The organism is Nocardioides iriomotensis, from assembly GCF_004168035.1.
GTDB classification, from domain to species: Bacteria; Actinomycetota; Actinomycetes; order Propionibacteriales; family Nocardioidaceae; genus Nocardioides_B; species Nocardioides_B iriomotensis.
The window spans coordinates 20914-38070 of record NZ_SDPU01000013.1 but is presented as its reverse complement, the minus strand read 5'-3'; the positions used below and the strand labels follow the sequence as shown (position 1 = coordinate 38070).

Genomic DNA, 17157 nt, shown 5'->3' with positions numbered 1-17157 from the left:
TCCTCAGCGCGGCGTATCTGCCCCGGGGCCCGCGGGCTGCTCGCCGACCCGGGTCCGCAGCTCGAACTTCTGGATCTTGCCGGTCGCCGTCTTCGGTAGCGGCCCGAACACCACGTGCTTGGGCGCCTTGTAGCGCGCGATCCGGGACTTCACGAACTCGATCAGCTCGTCCTCGGAGACGTCGCCGGCGTCGTCGCTCAGCGTCACGAACGCGACGGGCACCTCGCCCCACGTCTCGTCCGGCCGGGCGACCACCGCCGACTCGCTGACGGCGGGGTGCTCGGCGAGGACCCGCTCGACCTCGATCGAGGAGATGTTCTCGCCGCCGCTGATGATGACGTCCTTCGCCCGGTCCTGGAGCTGGAAGTAGCGGTCGTCGTGCTGCACGCCGAGGTCGCCGGTGCGGAACCGGTCGTCGCCGACCGTGGCCGCGGCCGTCGCCGCGTCGTCGCGGTAGTAGCCCGCCATCACCGTGTTGCCGGCGATCGTCAGCTCGGCGAGCCCCCGGCCGTCGTCGCCCGGCACCGGCTCCAGGGTGACCGTCGCGCCCATGACGTTGGGGATGCCCTGCCGGGACAGCTTCTCGGCCTGCTCGTCCTCGGGCAGCCCGTCCCACTCCGGCTGCCAGTCGCAGATCAGCGAGGGGCCGTAGGTCTCGGTCAGCCCGTAGAGGTGCACCACGTGCAGGCCGAGCTGCTCGGCCCGCCGGATCAGCGCCGGGGTCGGCGGGGCACCGCCGGTGGCCACGGTGAGGGGCTGCTCCACCGGGGCCGCGGCGGGCGACGTCAGCAGGCTGGTCAGCAGGGTCGGCGCGGCGCAGAAGTGGGTGACCGTCTCGTCCCGGATCAGCTGCCACAGCTGCTCCGGGTCGGTGGTGCCGGTGCACAGCGACGTCGCGCCGGCCGCGGCGACCGCCCACGGGAACGACCAGCCGTTGCAGTGGAACATCGGCAGCGTCCAGAGGTAGACCGAGTCCATCTCCAGCCGCAGGTGGTACGCCATCGCGATCGACTGCAGGGCGGCGCCGCGGTGCCGGTACATCACGCCCTTCGGCGAACCGGTCGTGCCGCTCGTGTAGTTGAGGGTGATCAGGTCGAGCTCGTCGGTGACCCCGTGCCGCTCGGGTACGGCGTCCGCCGATGACACGGCCGCCGTCAGGAGCGCGGAGTCGGGCAGCACCGGGAGGTCGAGACCCGCGACGGCGTCGTCCGCGAGGTCCGCGAGGTCCTGCTCGGCGACGAGCAGCCGCGGCTCGGCGTGCTCGAGGATGCCGTGCAGCTCGCCGGCGGCGAGCCGGTGGTTGAGCGCGACCAGCACGCCGCCGGCCCACGGCACCGCGAAGTGCGCGAGCAGCGCGACGGGCACGTTGCGCGCCAGCACCGCCACCCGGTCCCCGCGCCGCACACCGGCCTCGACCAGCAGCCCCGCCGCCCGCCGTACCTGCTCGCGGAGCCCGGCGTAGGTGGTCGACGCGCCCTCGAAGCGGTAGGCGACCCGGTCGGGGAAGTAGTCCGCGGCCCGGTCGAGCTGGGCGAGCGGGGTCAGGGGAGCAAGGCCGAGCGCAGCATCCATCCCTCGAAGATAGGGCTCACCCCGTGACGGGGTGCCGCGCGTCCCGACGGATCCCGACCGACAGCGCGGCCGCCACGACGCAGAGCGCGGCGGCGCTGAACCAGGCGGCCGTGTAGGTCCCGGTCGCGTCGCGCGCGAAGCCGGCGGCCACCGAGGCGAGCGCGGCACCGACCTGGTGCGACGCGAACACCCAGCCGAACACCACCGTGCCGGAGTCGCCAAAGACGTTGCGGCACAGCGCGACGGTCGGCGGCACGGTGGCCACCCAGTCCAGGCCGTAGATCACCACGAAGGCGACCATGCTCGGGTGCACGGCGTCGTTGAGCAGCACCGGCAGCAGCGCCAGGCCGACGCCGCGGAAGAAGTAGTAGAAGCCCAGCAGCAGGCGGGGGTCGAACCGGTCGGTGAGCCAGCCGGAGGCGACCGTGCCGACGATGTCGAAGATGCCGACGACGGCGAGCAGGCCGGCGGCGGTCGTCTGCGCCATGCCGTGGTCGTGGGCGGCGGGCACGAAGTGGGTGCCGATCAGCCCGTTGGTGGTGGCGCCGCAGATCGCGAAGCCGGCCATCAGCGCCCAGAAGGTGCGGCTGTGCGAGGCGTCGCGGAACGCCTGGATCGCGGCGCGGGCGGCGCCGGCCGGGTGCGGGACCGGCCGGGGCGTGGGCTCCGACGCGCCGTACGCCATGACGCCGAGGTCGCTGGGGTGGTCGCGCAGCACGAGCCACACGAGCGGGACGACCGCGAGGGCGGCTGCGGCGATGACCAGGGAGGCGGTGCGCCAGCCGGCCACCTCGGCGGTGGCGGCGACGATCGGCAGGAAGACGAGCTGGCCGGTCGCACTGCCCGCGGTGAGGATGCCCATCACCAGGCCGCGCCGCGTCACGAACCAGCGGTTGGCGACGGTGGCCGCGAACACCAGCGCCATCGACCCGGTGCCGAGCCCGATCAGCACGCCCCAGGTGAGCACGATCTGCCAGCTCTGCTGGACGAAGACCGTCAGGCCCGCCCCGAAGGCGATCAGCGTCAGGGCCACCGAGGTGACCCGGCGGATGCCGAAGCGGTCCATCAGGGCGGCCGCGAACGGCGCGGTGAGCCCGAACAGCACCAGGTTGACGCCCACCGCCAGCGACAGCACGCCGCGGCTCCAGCCGAACTCGTCCTGCAGGGGCACCATCAGCACGCCGGGCGCGGCGCGGAACCCGGCGGCCCCGATCAGCGCCACGAACGCGACGGCGGCGACGAGCCAGGCGGGGTGCACGCCGCGGCGGACGGGGGTGATCGTGGCCATGGGGAGAGACTAGACTCTCTTGAAAGAAGTCAACATCCGAGTTCCGAGGAACGGACACGCACCATGCCGCTGCGCTCCGACTGGTCCGAGGCGACCTGCCCGATCGCCCGCTCGCTCGACGTCGTCGGCGACCCGTGGGTGCTGCTCGTGCTGCGCGAGGCGTTCCAGGGCGTCACCCGGTACGACGAGTTCCGGGCGCGCCTCGGCGTGGCCGACAGCGTGCTGGCCAAGCGGCTCGCCGGCATGGTCGACGCCGGGCTCCTCGAGCGGACGCCGTACCGCGACGGCCAGCGCACGCGGGACGGCTACGTGCTGACCGACGCGGGGGCCGACCTGCTGCCGCTGCTCAACGCGCTCGTGCTCTGGGGTGAGCGGCACCGCCCGCGGGGCAGCGGCGTGATGCACGTCGTGCACGACCGCTGCGGACGCGAGACCGCGAGCGCCGACACGTGCACGTCCTGCGGCGAGCCGCTCAGCCCCGCGACCGTCTCGTGGCGCAAGCCGCGCGACCCGTCCCGGCTCGTCCCGCTGGTGCGGTAGGGGTTTACCCGGGGGTGGTGTGGGCACTCGAACCACATGAGCGCACCGCACGACACCGACAGGGAGACGCTCGGCGCCCTGGTGCACGACCTGAGTGAGCAGACCAGCGCGCTGGTCCGCAGCGAGGTCGAGCTGGCCAAGGCCGAGCTCACCGCCAAGGGCAAGGCCGCCGGCGTCGGCGCCGGGATGTTCGGCGCGGCCGGCATCCTCGGGCTGTTCGGGCTCGGGGTCCTCATCGCCACGGCCATCCTCGCGCTGGCCCTCGTCCTGCCCGCCTGGGGCGCGGCGCTGATCGTCGCGGTGGTGCTGTTCGCCGCCGCGGGCATCGCCGCCGTCGTCGGCAAGGGCAAGGTGTCGCAGGCGACGCCGCCGGCGCCCGAGCGCGCCGTCGAGGGAGTCAAGCAGGACGTCGAGACCATCAAGGGAGGGCACAGCCGATGAGCTCCACCCACGTCGACCCCGCGGTCGCCGCCGCGCAGGCCGAGGTCGAGCGCAACCGCGAGCAGCTCGCCCAGACGGTCGACCACCTCCAGCAGAACATCGAGGCGAAGAAGCGCCCGGCGGCGATCGTCGCCGCGGTCGCTCTCACCCTCGGGGTCGCTGTTCTCGTGTGGAGGAAACGCCGCTAGATTGTCCACATGGTCAGTGGACTTTCTCGGGACATCGGGGACGGGCACCTGGTCCCGCTGCGCGTGGCCACCCGCGCCTGGTTCCTGATCTCGCTGCAGACCTTCGGCGGGCCGGCCGGCCAGATCGCGGTGATGCACCGCAGCATGGTCGACGAGAACCGCTGGATCGGGGAGCGCCGGTTCCTGCACGCGCTCAACTACTGCATGCTGCTGCCCGGCCCCGAGGCGCAGCAGCTCGCCGTGTACGTCGGCTGGTTGCTCAACGGAGCCGTCGGTGGCCTGATCGCCGGGGTGCTGTTCGTGCTGCCCGGCCTGGTCGCGCTGCTGGCGCTCTCGGCGCTGTACGCCGGGTTCGGCGAGACCGCCTTCGTCGCCGGCCTGTTCGCGGGCCTCGCGCCCGCGGTCCTGGCCGTGGTCGTGCAGGCGGTCGTCCGTGTCGGCAGGCGGGTGCTGCGCCACCCGGCGCTGGTCGGGCTCGCGGTCGCCGCGTTCGTCGCGCTGGCGGTGCTGCACCTGCCGTTCCCGCTGGTCGTGCTCGCCGCCGGCCTGGCCGGGGTCGCCCTGCACCGCTGGCGTCCCGCGGTCGTGGCGATGCCGGCGGAGAGCGCCGACCCCGACGCGCCGGCCCCGGTCGTCCCCGACGACGCCCTGCACACCGTCCGCCCGACCTGGCGCCGCGCGGCCGTCGTGCTGGGCATCGGCCTGCCGGTCTGGCTGCTCCCGGTCGCCCTCGCCGCGGCCCTCGCCGGCGGCGACAGCGTCTACGCCCAGCAGGGCCTCTTCTTCAGCGGCACCGCGCTCGTCACGTTCGGCGGTGCCTACGCGGTGCTCGCCTTCGTCGCCCAGAAGGCGGTGGAGGTCTACGGCTGGCTGGCGCCGGGGGAGATGGCGCGCGGGCTCGCGCTGGCCGAGACCACGCCCGGGCCGCTGATCATGGTGGTGCAGTTCGTGGCGTTCCTCGGCGCCTTCCGCGACCCCGGCTCGCTCGACCCCTGGGTCGCCGGCGTCCTCGCGTCGCTGCTCACCACGTGGGTGACGTTCGTGCCCTGCTTCCTGTTCATCTTCCTCGGCGCGCCGTACGTCGAACGCCTGCGCGGCAACGCCACCCTCTCCGCCGCGATGACCGGGATCACCGCCGCCGTCGTCGGCGTGATCGCCAACCTGGGTGTCTACTTCGCCACGCACACGCTGTTCGACGCCTCCCGCGACGTCGCGCTCGGCCCCTTCACCGTCGAGCTTCCCGTCCTCGCCACCCTCGACTGGGTGGCGGTCGTCGTGGCGCTGCTGGCGGCGTTCCTCCTGCTCAGGGCCGGCTGGAGCGTGCTGCGCACCCTGGGGGTCTGCGCGGCGCTGGGACTGGTCCTCACGCTCGTCCTCTAGGGGCGCGCCACCGCGTCTTCTCATGGAACCGTTGCCTGCGCACGGTCGTTGAACGAACAGCGGGTCCGTAGGATTGGACTCGCACACCCACGGGGACGTTCCAGACCGGAACACCCCCAGGCCTCCAAGGAGGAGACCACACGATGCGCAGCAGCAATCCCGTGTTCGCCAGGAGCGAGGGCTTCAACGGCCGTGGCTCCTCGAGCGGCATGAGCTACCCCGGCTACGACGCACCCCCGGCTCCGGCCTACGGCCAGGGCGCTGGCTACGACGCTCCGCAGCAGACCCAGGCCCCGGTCTCGACCGGCCCGATGACGATCGACTCGGTCGTCCAGAAGACCGGCATCACGCTGGGAACGACCATCGTGATCGCGGCCGCGACGTGGATCCTGACCGGCCCGATCACCGCTGAGTCGATCCCGACGCTCTACGCCCTGTCGATGTTCGGTGCCCTCGTCGGCTTCGGGCTGGCGATGGTCAACTCGTTCAAGAAGGTCGTCTCGCCGGGCCTCGTGCTCGCGTACGCCGCCGTCGAGGGCGTCTTCGTCGGCGCGTTCTCCAAGGCGATGGAGGCCAACTTCGGTGGCGGCCTCGTGATGGGTGCCGTCGTCGGCACCTTCGCCGCGGTCGCCGGCACGCTCGCGGCCTACAAGTTCTTCAACATCCAGGTCAGCGACAAGTTCCGCAAGTGGACCGTCGCCGCGCTGTTCGGCTTCGTCGCCGTCTCGCTCTTCGACTTCGTGCTGAGCTTCTTCGGCGCGTCGTTCGGGTTCAACGGCTTCGGCACGATCGGCTTCATCGCCAGCCTCATCGGCCTGGGCCTCGGCGTGCTCATGCTGATCCTCGACTTCGACTTCGTCGAGCGCGGCATCGCGGCGCGCCTGCCCGAGCGTGAGTCGTGGCGTGCGGCGTTCGGCCTGACCGTCACGATCATCTGGATCTACATCGAGATGCTCCGGATCCTCGCGATCCTGCGCGGCAACGACTGACCGAGCAGCACAGCACCCAGCACTCCCAAGGAGAGGCCCCGCGGCAGCCGCCGCGGGGCCTTCTTCGTGTCGGGACCTGTCTCAGGAGGCCGGAGCCGGCGCCTCGTCGGTCGCGCGCGGCGCCTCCGCCTCGGCCTCGGGCTGCCGGCGCCGGCGGCGCAGCTGCACCCAGCGGCCGAGCGCGCCGCGCTTCTGGCCGGCGATCTCGGTCCCGCCGAGCTCGGTGCCGGGCACCTTCGCGGCCTCCACGGCGGCCTCGGAGATCGGCAGCACCGTGTCGCCGCGGGCCGCCACGGGCGTCAGCTCCTCGTCGGGGATCTCGCCGAGCGCGGCGAGCACCGACGGCAGCAGCACCGAGGCCAGCGAGGAGTAGCCGGCCGCCGACGGGTGGAACCGGTCGGGACCGAAGAACAGGCTCGGCGTCGCCGCGAACTCGGGGCCCAGGATCGAGCCCAACGACACGGTGCGGCCGCCGGCCTCGACGACCGCGATCGCCTGGCCGGCCGCCAACCGTCGCGACAGCACGCGGGCGAGCTGGCGCAGGGGAGGGGCGATCGGCTCGATCGTGCCGAGGTCGGGGCAGGTCCCGACGACCACCTCGACGTTCGCCTCGCGGAACCGGCGCACCGCCTCGGACAGCAGCCGCATCGACTCCGACTGCGGGCGGGTGTGGGTGACGTCGTTGGCGCCGATCAGGACGACGGCGACGTCGGGCTCGACCGCGAGCGCCTCGTCGACCTGGCCCGCGAGGTCCCGGCTCTGCGCCCCCACGCGGGCGACCGAGCGCAGGTACACCCGCTGGTCGGTGGCCTCGGCGAGACCGGAGGCGAGGTGCGCTCCGGGGGTCTGCTGGACGATGTCGACGCCGTACCCGGCCGCCGAGGAGTCGCCGAGCAGGACCATCTTGAGGGCGGGACCGGGTCGGCCATGGCCGTACCAGCCGGTCGCCTGGGGCGGGTCGCCGTTGGGCAGGCCGATCGCACGGCGGGCGAGCAGCGCCTCGGCGCGGAGCAAGGCGTAGACGGTCGCGCCCACGACGGAGAGGCCACCGCCGCCGTACGCCGCGGCAGCCGCCAGCCGTCGCGCCGCAGCAGCCTTCCCCACGTCCGTCATTTTATGGAAGCCACCTAGACTCCCGCCGTGGACTACGTGAACTCGCTCCTCGACCTGGTGGGCAACACCCCGCTCGTCAGGCTCCAGCACGTCGTGCCCACCGGCGACGACGCTCCCCTCGTGCTCGCGAAGATCGAGTACCTCAACCCCGGCGGCTCCGTGAAGGACCGCATCGCCCTGCGCATGGTCGAGGCGGCCGAGCAGGACGGCTCGCTCAAGCCCGGCGGCACCATCGTCGAGCCGACCTCCGGGAACACCGGCGTCGGGCTCGCGATCGTGGCGCAGGCCAAGGGCTACAAGTGCGTCTTCGTCTGCCCCGACAAGGTCAGCGAGGACAAGCGCAACGTGCTCAAGGCGTACGGCGCCGAGGTGGTGGTCTGCCCGACGGCCGTCGCGCCGGAGCACCCGGACTCCTACTACAACGTCTCCGACCGGCTCGTCCGCGAGATCGAGGGCGCGTGGAAGCCGGACCAGTACTCCAACCCCAACAACCCGCGCTCCCACTACGAGACCACCGGCCCGGAGATCTGGCAGCAGACCGACGGTCGCGTCACGCACTTCGTCACCGGCATGGGCACCGGCGGCACGATCAGCGGCACCGGCCGCTACCTCAAGGAGCAGAACCCGGCCGTCCGGGTGGTCGGCTCCGACCCGGCGGGCTCGGTCTACTCCGGCGGCACCGGCCGGCCCTACCTCGTCGAGGGCGTCGGCGAGGACTTCTGGCCCACGACGTACGACCCCGACATCGCCGATCGCGTCATCGAGGTCTCCGACGCCGACTCGTTCGCAATGACCCGGCGGCTCGCCCGCGAGGAGGCGCTGCTCGTCGGCGGCTCCTGCGGCATGGCCGTCGCCGCGGCCGCGAAGCTCGCCGAGGAGCTCGCCGGCACGCCCGAGGGCAAGGACGCCGTGATCGTGGTGCTGCTGCCCGACTCGGGCCGCGGCTACCTCACCAAGATCTTCAACGACGACTGGCTCGCCCAGTACGGCTTCCTGCCCGCCTCGGGCGAGGAGACCGTCGGCGGCGTGCTGCGCCGCAAGAGCGGCGAGATCCCCGACCTCGTGCACACCCACCCCAACGAGACGATCGCCGAGGCCGTGCACATCCTCCAGGAGTACGGCGTCTCGCAGATGCCCGTGGTCCGCGCGGAGCCGCCGATCGTGGCGGCCGAGGTGGCCGGGTCGGTGTCGGAGCGGGCGCTGCTCGACGCGCTCTATGCCGGCCACGCCCGGCTCACCGACCCGGTCGAGGAGCACATGGAGAAGGCGCTGCCGACGATCGGCTCCAACGAGTCGGTGTCGGAGGCGGTCGCGACGCTCGAGGGCGCCGACGCGCTGCTCGTCCAGGAGGACGGCAAGCCCATCGGGGTCGTGACCCGGCAGGACCTGCTGGCCTACCTGGTCACCAGCGGCGCCTGACCGCTCGACCGACGGTGCCCGACCACCCGAAAGGGGTGCTTCCCAACCCGTCCCGCGAGGCGCACTCTGGGGGCGGGAACGTGGTCCCCGAGCCACGGGAGGTGCACGGTGACGTCGACCATCACGCGCTTCGAGCCGACACTCGCTCCTTGCGGACAGCTCAAGTCCGGTGAGCGCTCCGTCTCCGAGGACGAGCAGGGCCTGTTCGCCGAGGAGGTGACCTACGCCTGCGGCTGTCGCAGCTCCAAGGAGGAGTTCCACGACGGCAGCGTCCATCGCCTGGTGGTGAACCACCGCGGCAAGGTGCTCGTCGACGAGGAGCTGCGCGGTGAGTGACGGCGGGTTCGCCGCCACGCACGACGTGCTCCTCGTCGGTGGTGGCGGCGCCGGCCTGCGGGCCGCCATCGCCATCGCCGAGACCGACCCGCGGCTCGACGTCGCCGTCGTGTCGAAGGTCTACCCGATGCGCAGCCACACGGTGTCCGCCGAGGGCGGCGCCGCCGGGGTCATCGCCGAGGGGGACTCCCTCGACGAGCACGCCTACGACACGGTCTCGGGCAGCGACTGGCTCGGCGACCAGGACGCCATCGAGGCGTTCGTCGAGGAGGCGCCGCGCGAGCTGCTGCAGCTCGAGCACTGGGGCTGCCCGTGGAGCCGTCAGCCGGACGGTCACGTCGCGGTGCGTGCGTTCGGCGGCATGAAGAGGATGCGCACCTGGTTCGCCGCGGACAAGACCGGCTTCCACATGCTGCACGCGCTCTTCCAGACGTCCTTGAAGTACGACCGGCTGACCCGGTACGACGAAGGCTTCGTCACCCGTCTGCTGGTCGACGACGGCCGGGTGCACGGGGTGGTCGCCGTCGAGCTCACCACCGGCAAGATCCACAGCATCGGCGCCAAGGCCGTCATCCTGTGCACCGGCGGCTGCGGCAAGGTCTTCCCGTTCACCACCAACGCCAACATCAACACCGGCGACGGGATGGCGCTGGCCTACCGGGCGGGAGCCCCGCTCAAGGACATGGAGTTCGTCCAGTACCACCCGACCGGCCTGCCCTTCACGGGCATCCTCATCACCGAGGCGGCCCGCGCCGAGGGCGGCTGGCTGCTGAACGGGGACGGCTACCGCTACCTGCAGGACTACGACCTCGGCACCCCGTCGCCGACCCCGGTGCTCCGCAGCATGGAGCTCGGGCCGAGGGACAGGCTGTCGCAGGCCTTCGTGCACGAGGTGGAGAAGGGCCGCACCAGCCACTCGCCGTACGGGCCCATCGTGCACCTCGACCTGCGCCACCTCGGCGAGAAGCTGATCGAGGCCAAGCTCCCGTTCGTGCGTGAGCTGTGCCTGAAGTACGAGCGCATCGACCCCGTGCACGAGCTGATCCCGGTGCGGCCGGTCGTGCACTACATGATGGGCGGGGTCCACACCGACCTGCACGGCGCGACGCCGGTCGCCGGGCTGTACGCCGCCGGGGAGACCGCCTGCGTCAGCATCAACGGCGCCAACCGGCTCGGGTCGAACTCCCTGCCCGAGTGCCTGGTCTTCGGAGCGCGCGCCGGACGGGCCGCGGCGACGTACGCAACGGGCGCCCGACCCGCGCCGTCGTCGGTGCACGCGCAGGCCGCCGACGAGGTGCGCCGGCTCGAGCGCGAGCTCCTCGGCCACCGCGCCGGCACCGAGCGCGTCTCGCGGATCCGCGACGAGATGCAGGCGACGATGGAGGAGAGTGCCGGCATCTACCGGGCCGCGCCCGCGATGAAGAAGGGCGTGGACACGCTGGCGGAGCTCCAGCAGCGGATGGCCGGGGTGGGGGTCGCCGACACGAGCCGGTCCTTCAACACCGAGCTGGTCGCAGCGCTGGAGCTCGCGAACATGCTGGACGTGGCCGAGTGCATCCTGCGCTCCGGGCTGGAGCGTGAGGAGTCCCGCGGAGCACACCAGCGCACCGACTTCCCGGCGCGCGACGACGAGCGCTTCCTCGTGCACCAGCTGGTCCACCGGGGCCCGGACGGGTCGCCGCGCGTGGGCACCGTCCCGGTGACGATCACGCGATGGCCGCCGGGCGAGCGGGTCTACGGGAGGTAGTCATGGGATCCGAGAGCAGCATCGGCCTGCGGGTGTCGAGGTACCGGCCCGAGAGCGACCCGGGCCCCGGCTGGCAGGAGTACGACGTACCGCTGCGCACGGAGTGGACCGTGCTGGACGCCCTCAACCACGTCAAGAACGAGCTCGACCCCACCCTGTCGTTCCGCTGGTCGTGCCGGATGGGGATCTGCGGCAGCTGCGGGATGAACGTCGACGGCGAGCCGCGGCTGACGTGCGGCACCTTCCTCGTCGACCATGCCCCGGGCCCGATCCGTGTGGAGCCGCTGGCGAACTTCCACGTCGTGCGCGACCTCGTCATCGACATGACCGACTTCATGGAGAAGCTGCCGCGCGTGAAACCGTGGATCATCCGCGACGAGGAGCAGTCCGTCGACGACGGTGAGTACCTCCAGACGCCGGAGGAGCTCGACGCCTACAAGCAGTTCAGCATGTGCATCAACTGCATGCTCTGCTACGCCGCCTGCCCGGTCTACGGGCTCGACCCCGACTTCATCGGTCCGGCGGCGATCGCGCTGGCGGAGCGCTACGACCTCGACTCGCGTGACCGGGGGGCCAGGGAGCGGCTCGACGTGCTGATCGAGCACGAGGGGGTCTGGGGCTGCACGTTCGTCGGTGAGTGCACGCGCGTGTGCCCCAAGCACGTGGACCCGGCCGGCGCCATCCAGCGCTACAAGCTGAAGGCGGCCAAGCAGTCGGTGATGGCGGTGCTGCTCCCGCGGGGTGCGCGATGACCGAGGTGCGGGCCTACCGGCGCACGCTGTCGACCTGGTGGTGGGTGCGGAAGCCGTCGTACTTCCTGTTCGTGATGCGCGAGCTGAGCAGCATCTTCGTCGCCTGGTTCGTGCTGTACCTGCTGGTCCTGCTGTCGGCGATCGGGCGGGGCGAGGAGGCCTACCGCGACGTCCTCGACCTCGCCGCCCACCCGCTGGTCGTCGTGGTCAACGCGGTCGCGTTCGCGTTCGTGGTGCTGCACACGGTCACCTGGTTCGCGCTGACCCCGAAGGCGATGGATGCCCGGGTGGCCGGCCGCCGGGTGCCGGCCGCGGCGGTGATGGCGTCCCAGTACGTCGGGCTCGCCGTGGTGTCCGCGTTCGTGGTCTGGCTGGTGACCCTGTGACCAAGCGCCGCCTGGAGCCGTTCGTGTGGCTGATGTTCAGCGCCGGGGGCGTGCTCGCCGCCGTGTTCCTGCCGGTGCTCGCGTTCCTGTTCGCGTTCGCCTTCCCGCTGGGCTGGATGACCCCGCCCGGCCATGCTCACCTGAGTGCCGTGACGAGCCACCCGCTGACGGTGCTGTTCCTGCTCGGGTTCTTCGTGCTGCTGCTGGTGCACAGCGCGCACCGCTTCCGCTACACGCTCTACGACGGCCTGCAGATCAAGGCCCGTCGCGCGGTCGCGCTGCTCTGCTACGGCGGCGCCGCCGTGGGCACGGTCCTCGCCCTCGCCGTACTGCTCTGAAGGCCTGGCCGGCGGGCGGCTCGGTCAGCCGCCGTCACGGACGCGCCGCGCGATCGGGCTCGCCGGCAGGTCGGCGAAGGCCTCCGGGTGCAGGATCCCGGCCAGTGCCTCGACGCCGTCGACCAGCCGCGGGCCCGGTCGCGCGAAGGACGCGTTGGCGTCCACCGCCCACACCGGTACGGCGTCCGGCAGCGCCCCCGACGCGACGAGCTGCGCGGCGAGCGCCGCCGACCCGTCGAGGTCGTAGCCGCACGGCGCGCACACCACGACCTCCGGGCGCGCCTCCGTCACGGCCTGCCAGGTGGTGCGGAACGACTTCTCGCCCGGCGTGCCGAGCACGGACTCGCCACCGGCGAGCGCGACCATGTCGGGCACCCAGTGGCCGGGAGCGAACGGCGGCTCGGTCCACTCCAGCAGCAGGGTGCGCGGGCGAGGACGTCCCGCGACGCGTCGGGCCACCTCGTCGAGCCGGCTGCGCAGCGACGTGACCAGCTCCGATGCCGTGGTCTCGGTGCCGGTGGCCTTGCCGAGCGTCTCGACCGACGCGAGCACCTCGTCGAGCGTGTGCGGGTCGATCGTGAGGACCTCGGCCGTGCAGCCCAGGTGGGCGAGCGCGTCGTCGACGACGGACACGTCGACCGCGCAGACGGCGCAGAGGTCCTGGGTCACGACGAGGTCGGCGTCGAGCCCGGACAGCGCGCCCGCGTCGAGGTGGTAGAGGTCCTCGCCGCGGTGCAGCGCCGCCGCGACCCAGGCGTCGATCTCCCTCGTCGTCAGACCCTCGGGCATCGCGCTGGTGGACACGATCGTCCGGGTGCGGGCCTCGACGGGGTGGTCGCACTCGAACGTCACCCCGACCACGTCGTCACCGGCCCCGAGGTCGAACAGGATCTCGGTCGTCGAGGGCAGCAGGGACACGATCCGCATGGCTGACAGCCTCGCACGCCGTACCCCCGGGTGCCCCCGGAGCGATGTCACACGGTGTTTGAACCCGAGTTGCTCGGGCACGTTGGATCAGGACCCGTCGTCGACTCTCGGGAGCTGAGCGCACCTCGTGTGGGACTACCTCGTCCAGGAGCGCGCCGACATCGCGTTCGGTGCCTACCAGCACACCTCGCTCGTCGTGCAGTGCGTCGTGCTCGCCACGGTCCTGGCCTTCGCGCTGGCCGTGCTGGTCACCCGCGTGCCCCGGCTGGAGGGCGTCGCCAACGCCGTCAGCGCGATCGGGCTCACCCTGCCGTCGTTCGCGCTGCTCGGCTTCCTGCTGCCGCTGCTGAGCCTCGGCACCGGTCCCGCCGTCGCCGCGGTGACCTTCTACGCCGTGCTGCCGATCCTGCGCAACGCGGTCGTCGGGCTCCAGGGCGTCGACCGCACGCTGCTGGAGTCGGCGCGCGGCATGGGCATGGACCCGGTCAGCACGCTCGTGCGCGTCCAGCTCCCACTCGCGTGGCCGGTCATCCTGGCCGGCGTCCGCACGTCCACGCAGATGACCATGGGCGTCGCCGCGATCGCCGCGATCGTGCTCGGCCCCGGTCTCGGCACCTACATCTTCAGCGGCCTCGAGCAGATCGGCAGCGCCAACGCCCTCCACTCCGCGCTGGTCGGCACCGTCGGCGTCGTGGTCCTCGCGCTCGTGCTCGACCTGCTCCTGCTCCTGTTCGGCCGCCTCACCACCTCGAAGGGGATCCGTGTCTGAGATGAACGACCATTCCCAGCAGCACCCCGACGGCGTCAGTGGCGTCGACCTCGAGCTGAAGGACGTCACCAAGAAGTACGCCGGGCAGCAGACGCCGGCCGTCGACGGGCTCAGCCTGCACATCCCCGCCGGCGAGATCGTGATGTTCGTCGGCCCGTCGGGATGCGGCAAGACCACGTCGTTGAAGATGATCAACCGGCTCATCGAGCCGACCTCCGGCACCATCACGATCGACGGCGAGGACGTCCGCTCGCAGAAGGTCGACGACCTTCGCCGCCACATCGGCTACGTCATCCAGGGCGGCAGCCTGTTCCCGCACATGACGGTCGCGCAGAACATCGCGCTCGTTCCGGGCCTGCTCGGCTGGGACAAGAAGAAGGCAGACGAGCGGGTCGACGAGCTGCTCGACCTGGTCAGCCTCGACGCCGGCCGCTACCGCGACCGCTATCCCCGCGAGCTCTCCGGCGGGCAGCAGCAGCGCGTCGGTGTCGCCCGCGGGCTCGCCGCCGACCCGCCGGTGGTGCTGATGGACGAGCCGTTCGGCGCCGTCGACCCGATCACCCGGCAGCGGCTGCAGGACGAGCTGATGTCGATCCAGTCGGAGCTGGGAAAGACCATCGTCTGCGTCACCCACGACATCGACGAGGCGATCAAGCTCGGCGACCGGATCTGCATCCTCCAGGAGGGGGCGAGGGTCGCCCAGTACGACACCCCCGCCAACATCCTCGCCGCGCCTGCCGACGAGTTCGTCGAGGACTTCGTCGGCGCCGGCTCCTCGCTCAAGCAGCTCACGCTCGCGCGCGTCAGCGACGTCGAGCTCTCGCCGTGGACGACCGTCACGGTCGGTGAGTCCAGCCGCGACGCGCTCGCGCGCGCCGAGCAGGCCGGGCACTCCTCCGTGGTCGTCCTCGACTCCCGCAAGCGGCCACGAGGCTGGACCTGGCTGCGCGACCTCCGGGCCGCCGAGACCGTGCCGGAGCCGCGCACCGACGAGATCCTCGGCGTCGACCGCCGCGCGACGCTCAACGACGCGCTCGACGACATGCTGACCTCCAGCCACGGCGCTGCGATCGTCACCGGGCGCCGCGACGAGTTCCTCGGCGTCGTCGACTTCGCCACGGTCACCCAGCAGATCCAGGACGCCGGCGAGGCCGCCGAGCGCGAGGCGGCTGGGACCGCATGACGGCCACCGTCGAGGAACCCCGCACCACCGAGCCGGCCGCGCCGGCCGCCCGGCGACGCCGCTCCCGGCTCTCGCGCGAGCAGGTCATCCTGCTGACCGCGCTGCCGGCGCTGGTGGCGATCACGTTCGCGCTGTGGGCGTGGTGGCGGGCGAGCGCCGACCTCGACTCGATCGAGTCCCGGCAGCTCGCCTGGGGGACCCTGGCGAACCTCACCTGGCAGCACATCAAGATCTCACTGGTCACCACGGCCTTCGTGCTGGTCACCGCGATCCCGCTGGGCGTGCTGCTCACGCGCGGCCGCTTCCGCCGCGCCTCCCCGCTCGTCGTCGGTGTCGCCAACATCGGGCAGGCCGCGCCCGCGATCGGGCTCGTGGTTCTGTTCGCGATCTGGCTCGGCTTCGGCTTCTGGACCGGCGTCCTCGCGTTCACCCTGTACGGCGTCCTCCCGGTGCTGCGCAACACCATCGTCGGTCTGCAGGGCGTCGACCCGACGCTCGTCGAGGCCGGCCGGGGCATGGGCATGTCCGGCGCCGGCGTGCTGTTCCGGATCGAGCTGCCGCTCGCCGTACCCGTGATCATGGCCGGTGCCCGCACCGCGCTCGTGCTCGTCGTCGGCGTCGCGTCGTTCGCGACCTTCATCGACGCCGGCGGGCTCGGCGCCCTGATCCAGACCGGCATCACGCTGTTCCGCACGTCGGTCCTGGTCAGCGGCGGCCTGCTCATCGCCCTGCTCGCCCTGCTCGTCGACTGGGCCGGCCGCGTCCTCGAGACGATCGCCCGGCCGAAGGGACTGTGATGCTCCGTCGCTCGCTGGCTGCCGTCGCCGCCACCGCCTGCCTCGCCGTGACCGCCGGGTGCGGTCTCGGCACCGCCGCGGGGTTCTCACCGTCCGGGAAGCTCGACGGTCCGGTGCAGGACGTCGACCTCGGTGGCGCCAGCGTCAGCGTGGGCTCGAAGAACTTCACCGAGCAGCTGGTCCTCGGCAAGATCGCGGTGATCCTGCTGCAGTCGGCGGGCGCGGACGTGACCGACCTGACCAACATCCCGGGCAGCGCCAGCGCGCGCTACGCGCAGATCGACGGCCAGGTCGACATGGAGTGGGAGTACACCGGCACCGCCTGGATCAGCTACCTCGGCCACACCAAGCCGATCCCCGACGAGCAGAAGCAGTACGAAGCCGTCCGCGACGAGGAGCTGAAGAAGAACGACCTCGTCTGGGCGAAGCCCGCGCCGATGAACAACACCTACGGCTTCGCGACGCCGGCCGAGACCTTGAAGAAGCTCGGCATCACCAAGCTGTCCGAGATCGCCGACCTGCCCGTCGACCAGCGCACCTTCTGCGTCGAGTCGGAGTTCAAGAACCGTAACGACGGCTTCCAGCCGATGCTCGAGAAGTACGACCTCCCGCTCGGCAAGGAGGTCCCGCAGGGCAACGTCAAGACGCTGGCCACCGGTGCCATCTACGCCGCCACCGACAAGGGCGAGTGCAACTTCGGTGAGATCTTCACGACCGACGGCCGGATCAAGGCGCTCGACCTCACCGTGCTGGAGGACGACCGGCAGTTCTTCCCCAAGTACAACGTCGCCACGGTCTTCCGCAAGGAGGTGCTCGACCAGCACCCGGAGCTGAAGGACCTGTTCGCGCCGGTGTCGGCCAAGCTCGACGACAAGACCCTGATCGAGCTCAACGCCCAGGTCGACGTCGACGGTCGCGACCCGGTCGACGTGGCCCACGACTGGCTGAAGAAGGAAGGCTTCCTCGCCTCCTGACGTCCTAGGATCTCCGGC

19 protein-coding genes are annotated in these 17157 nt (G+C 71.9%); 15 read left to right on the top strand and 4 right to left on the bottom strand.

Annotation, left to right across the window (positions count from 1 at the left end; all coding sequences use genetic code 11):
* Positions 1–3: 3 nt before the first annotated feature.
* On the bottom strand, positions 4–1572 hold the full coding sequence (locus ETU37_RS05040) for an AMP-binding protein (RefSeq protein WP_129985957.1): 1569 nt from the start codon (positions 1570–1572) through the stop codon (positions 4–6).
* Between the two features lie 16 nt (positions 1573–1588).
* Positions 1589–2860, bottom strand: coding sequence for an MFS transporter (locus ETU37_RS05035; RefSeq protein WP_129985955.1), 1272 nt, complete (start codon positions 2858–2860; stop codon positions 1589–1591).
* 63 nt (positions 2861–2923) lie between these two features.
* Here ETU37_RS05035 and ETU37_RS05030 point away from each other — a divergent pair, with 63 nt between their 5' ends.
* The 5 genes from ETU37_RS05030 (at position 2924) to ETU37_RS05010 (ending at position 6398) form a co-directional block, all read left to right on the top strand.
* Positions 2924–3400: a winged helix-turn-helix transcriptional regulator gene (locus tag ETU37_RS05030; protein ID WP_129985953.1), complete on the top strand. Its 477-nt coding sequence runs from the start codon at positions 2924–2926 to the stop codon at positions 3398–3400.
* A 36-nt stretch (positions 3401–3436) separates the two neighbouring features.
* The gene (locus tag ETU37_RS05025; protein ID WP_129985951.1) at positions 3437–3841 is read left to right on the top strand and encodes a phage holin family protein; all 405 of its coding nucleotides are present in this window, start codon (positions 3437–3439) and stop codon (positions 3839–3841) included.
* The gene (locus ETU37_RS05020) at positions 3838–4029 is read left to right on the top strand and encodes a hypothetical protein (RefSeq protein WP_129985949.1); all 192 of its coding nucleotides are present in this window, start codon (positions 3838–3840) and stop codon (positions 4027–4029) included. The genes ETU37_RS05025 and ETU37_RS05020 overlap by 4 nt, the downstream gene beginning before the upstream one ends.
* A 9-nt stretch (positions 4030–4038) precedes the next feature.
* Positions 4039–5409: a chromate efflux transporter gene (gene chrA, locus ETU37_RS05015; RefSeq protein ID WP_129985947.1), complete on the top strand. Its 1371-nt coding sequence runs from the start codon at positions 4039–4041 to the stop codon at positions 5407–5409.
* Positions 5410–5552: 143 nt separating this feature from the next.
* Positions 5553–6398 (top strand): Bax inhibitor-1/YccA family protein, encoded by an 846-nt coding sequence (locus ETU37_RS05010; RefSeq protein ID WP_129985945.1) that lies wholly within the window; start codon positions 5553–5555, stop codon positions 6396–6398.
* An 81-nt stretch (positions 6399–6479) separates the two neighbouring features.
* Here the strand turns inward: ETU37_RS05010 and ETU37_RS05005 are convergent, their stop codons facing one another.
* On the bottom strand, positions 6480–7502 hold the full coding sequence (locus ETU37_RS05005; protein WP_129985943.1) for an SGNH/GDSL hydrolase family protein: 1023 nt from the start codon (positions 7500–7502) through the stop codon (positions 6480–6482).
* A gap of 36 nt (positions 7503–7538) precedes the next feature.
* Here ETU37_RS05005 and ETU37_RS05000 point away from each other — a divergent pair, with 36 nt between their 5' ends.
* From ETU37_RS05000 to frdD, 6 genes are all read left to right on the top strand, one after another.
* Positions 7539–8930: a cystathionine beta-synthase gene (locus ETU37_RS05000; RefSeq protein ID WP_129985941.1), complete on the top strand. Its 1392-nt coding sequence runs from the start codon at positions 7539–7541 to the stop codon at positions 8928–8930.
* Positions 8931–9038: 108 nt separating this feature from the next.
* Positions 9039–9266, top strand: a complete 228-nt coding sequence (locus tag ETU37_RS04995) for a hypothetical protein (protein ID WP_129985939.1) — start codon at positions 9039–9041, stop codon at positions 9264–9266.
* Complete coding sequence (frdA, locus tag ETU37_RS04990; protein WP_129985937.1) at positions 9259–11013, top strand: fumarate reductase (quinol) flavoprotein subunit; 1755 nt, start codon at positions 9259–9261, stop codon at positions 11011–11013. The genes ETU37_RS04995 and frdA overlap by 8 nt, the downstream gene beginning before the upstream one ends.
* Before the next feature lie 2 nt (positions 11014–11015).
* Complete coding sequence (locus tag ETU37_RS04985) at positions 11016–11765, top strand: succinate dehydrogenase/fumarate reductase iron-sulfur subunit (protein ID WP_129985935.1); 750 nt, start codon at positions 11016–11018, stop codon at positions 11763–11765.
* On the top strand, positions 11762–12151 hold the full coding sequence (locus ETU37_RS04980; protein ID WP_206053739.1) for a succinate dehydrogenase/fumarate reductase transmembrane subunit: 390 nt from the start codon (positions 11762–11764) through the stop codon (positions 12149–12151). The genes ETU37_RS04985 and ETU37_RS04980 overlap by 4 nt, the downstream gene beginning before the upstream one ends.
* Complete coding sequence (gene frdD, locus ETU37_RS04975) at positions 12148–12489, top strand: fumarate reductase subunit FrdD (RefSeq protein ID WP_240755550.1); 342 nt, start codon at positions 12148–12150, stop codon at positions 12487–12489. Before ETU37_RS04980 ends, frdD begins: the two co-directional genes overlap by 4 nt.
* A 24-nt stretch (positions 12490–12513) precedes the next feature.
* On the opposite strand, the gene ETU37_RS04970 is transcribed toward frdD, so the two are convergent.
* Complete coding sequence (locus ETU37_RS04970; RefSeq protein ID WP_129985933.1) at positions 12514–13416, bottom strand: cobalamin-binding protein; 903 nt, start codon at positions 13414–13416, stop codon at positions 12514–12516.
* A 127-nt stretch (positions 13417–13543) separates the two neighbouring features.
* Here ETU37_RS04970 and ETU37_RS04965 point away from each other — a divergent pair, with 127 nt between their 5' ends.
* The 4 genes from ETU37_RS04965 to ETU37_RS04950 are packed head-to-tail and all read left to right on the top strand — an operon-like array spanning position 13544 to position 17139.
* Positions 13544–14185 carry an ABC transporter permease gene (locus ETU37_RS04965; RefSeq protein WP_129985932.1) on the top strand — a complete coding sequence of 214 codons (642 nt, stop codon included), beginning with the start codon at positions 13544–13546 and terminating at the stop codon, positions 14183–14185.
* 1 nt (position 14186) lies between these two features.
* Positions 14187–15368: an ABC transporter ATP-binding protein gene (locus tag ETU37_RS04960; RefSeq protein WP_129985930.1), complete on the top strand. Its 1182-nt coding sequence runs from the start codon at positions 14187–14189 to the stop codon at positions 15366–15368.
* The gene (locus tag ETU37_RS04955; RefSeq protein ID WP_129985928.1) at positions 15365–16165 is read left to right on the top strand and encodes an ABC transporter permease; all 801 of its coding nucleotides are present in this window, start codon (positions 15365–15367) and stop codon (positions 16163–16165) included. Before ETU37_RS04960 ends, ETU37_RS04955 begins: the two co-directional genes overlap by 4 nt.
* Positions 16165–17139 carry a glycine betaine ABC transporter substrate-binding protein gene (locus tag ETU37_RS04950; RefSeq protein WP_129985926.1) on the top strand — a complete coding sequence of 325 codons (975 nt, stop codon included), beginning with the start codon at positions 16165–16167 and terminating at the stop codon, positions 17137–17139. The genes ETU37_RS04955 and ETU37_RS04950 overlap by 1 nt, the downstream gene beginning before the upstream one ends.
* The last annotated feature ends 18 nt before the right edge of the window (positions 17140–17157 follow it).

What these genes read in the sequence shown, in the direction of transcription:
- ETU37_RS05040 (WP_129985957.1), bottom strand. Translation starts at nt 1,572, where the DNA reads ATGGATGCTGCGCTCGGCCTTGCTCCCCTGACCCCGCTCGCCCAGCTC.
- ETU37_RS05035 (WP_129985955.1), bottom strand. Translation starts at nt 2,860, where the DNA reads ATGGCCACGATCACCCCCGTCCGCCGCGGCGTGCACCCCGCCTGGCTC.
- ETU37_RS05030 (WP_129985953.1), top strand. Translation starts at nt 2,924, where the DNA reads ATGCCGCTGCGCTCCGACTGGTCCGAGGCGACCTGCCCGATCGCCCGC.
- ETU37_RS05025 (WP_129985951.1), top strand. Translation starts at nt 3,437, where the DNA reads ATGAGCGCACCGCACGACACCGACAGGGAGACGCTCGGCGCCCTGGTG.
- ETU37_RS05020 (WP_129985949.1), top strand. Translation starts at nt 3,838, where the DNA reads ATGAGCTCCACCCACGTCGACCCCGCGGTCGCCGCCGCGCAGGCCGAG.
- chrA (WP_129985947.1), top strand. Translation starts at nt 4,039, where the DNA reads ATGGTCAGTGGACTTTCTCGGGACATCGGGGACGGGCACCTGGTCCCG.
- ETU37_RS05010 (WP_129985945.1), top strand. Translation starts at nt 5,553, where the DNA reads ATGCGCAGCAGCAATCCCGTGTTCGCCAGGAGCGAGGGCTTCAACGGC.
- ETU37_RS04985 (WP_129985935.1), top strand. Translation starts at nt 11,016, where the DNA reads ATGGGATCCGAGAGCAGCATCGGCCTGCGGGTGTCGAGGTACCGGCCC.
- ETU37_RS04980 (WP_206053739.1), top strand. Translation starts at nt 11,762, where the DNA reads ATGACCGAGGTGCGGGCCTACCGGCGCACGCTGTCGACCTGGTGGTGG.
- ETU37_RS04970 (WP_129985933.1), bottom strand. Translation starts at nt 13,416, where the DNA reads ATGCGGATCGTGTCCCTGCTGCCCTCGACGACCGAGATCCTGTTCGAC.
- ETU37_RS04960 (WP_129985930.1), top strand. Translation starts at nt 14,187, where the DNA reads ATGAACGACCATTCCCAGCAGCACCCCGACGGCGTCAGTGGCGTCGAC.
- ETU37_RS04955 (WP_129985928.1), top strand. Translation starts at nt 15,365, where the DNA reads ATGACGGCCACCGTCGAGGAACCCCGCACCACCGAGCCGGCCGCGCCG.
- ETU37_RS04950 (WP_129985926.1), top strand. Translation starts at nt 16,165, where the DNA reads ATGCTCCGTCGCTCGCTGGCTGCCGTCGCCGCCACCGCCTGCCTCGCC.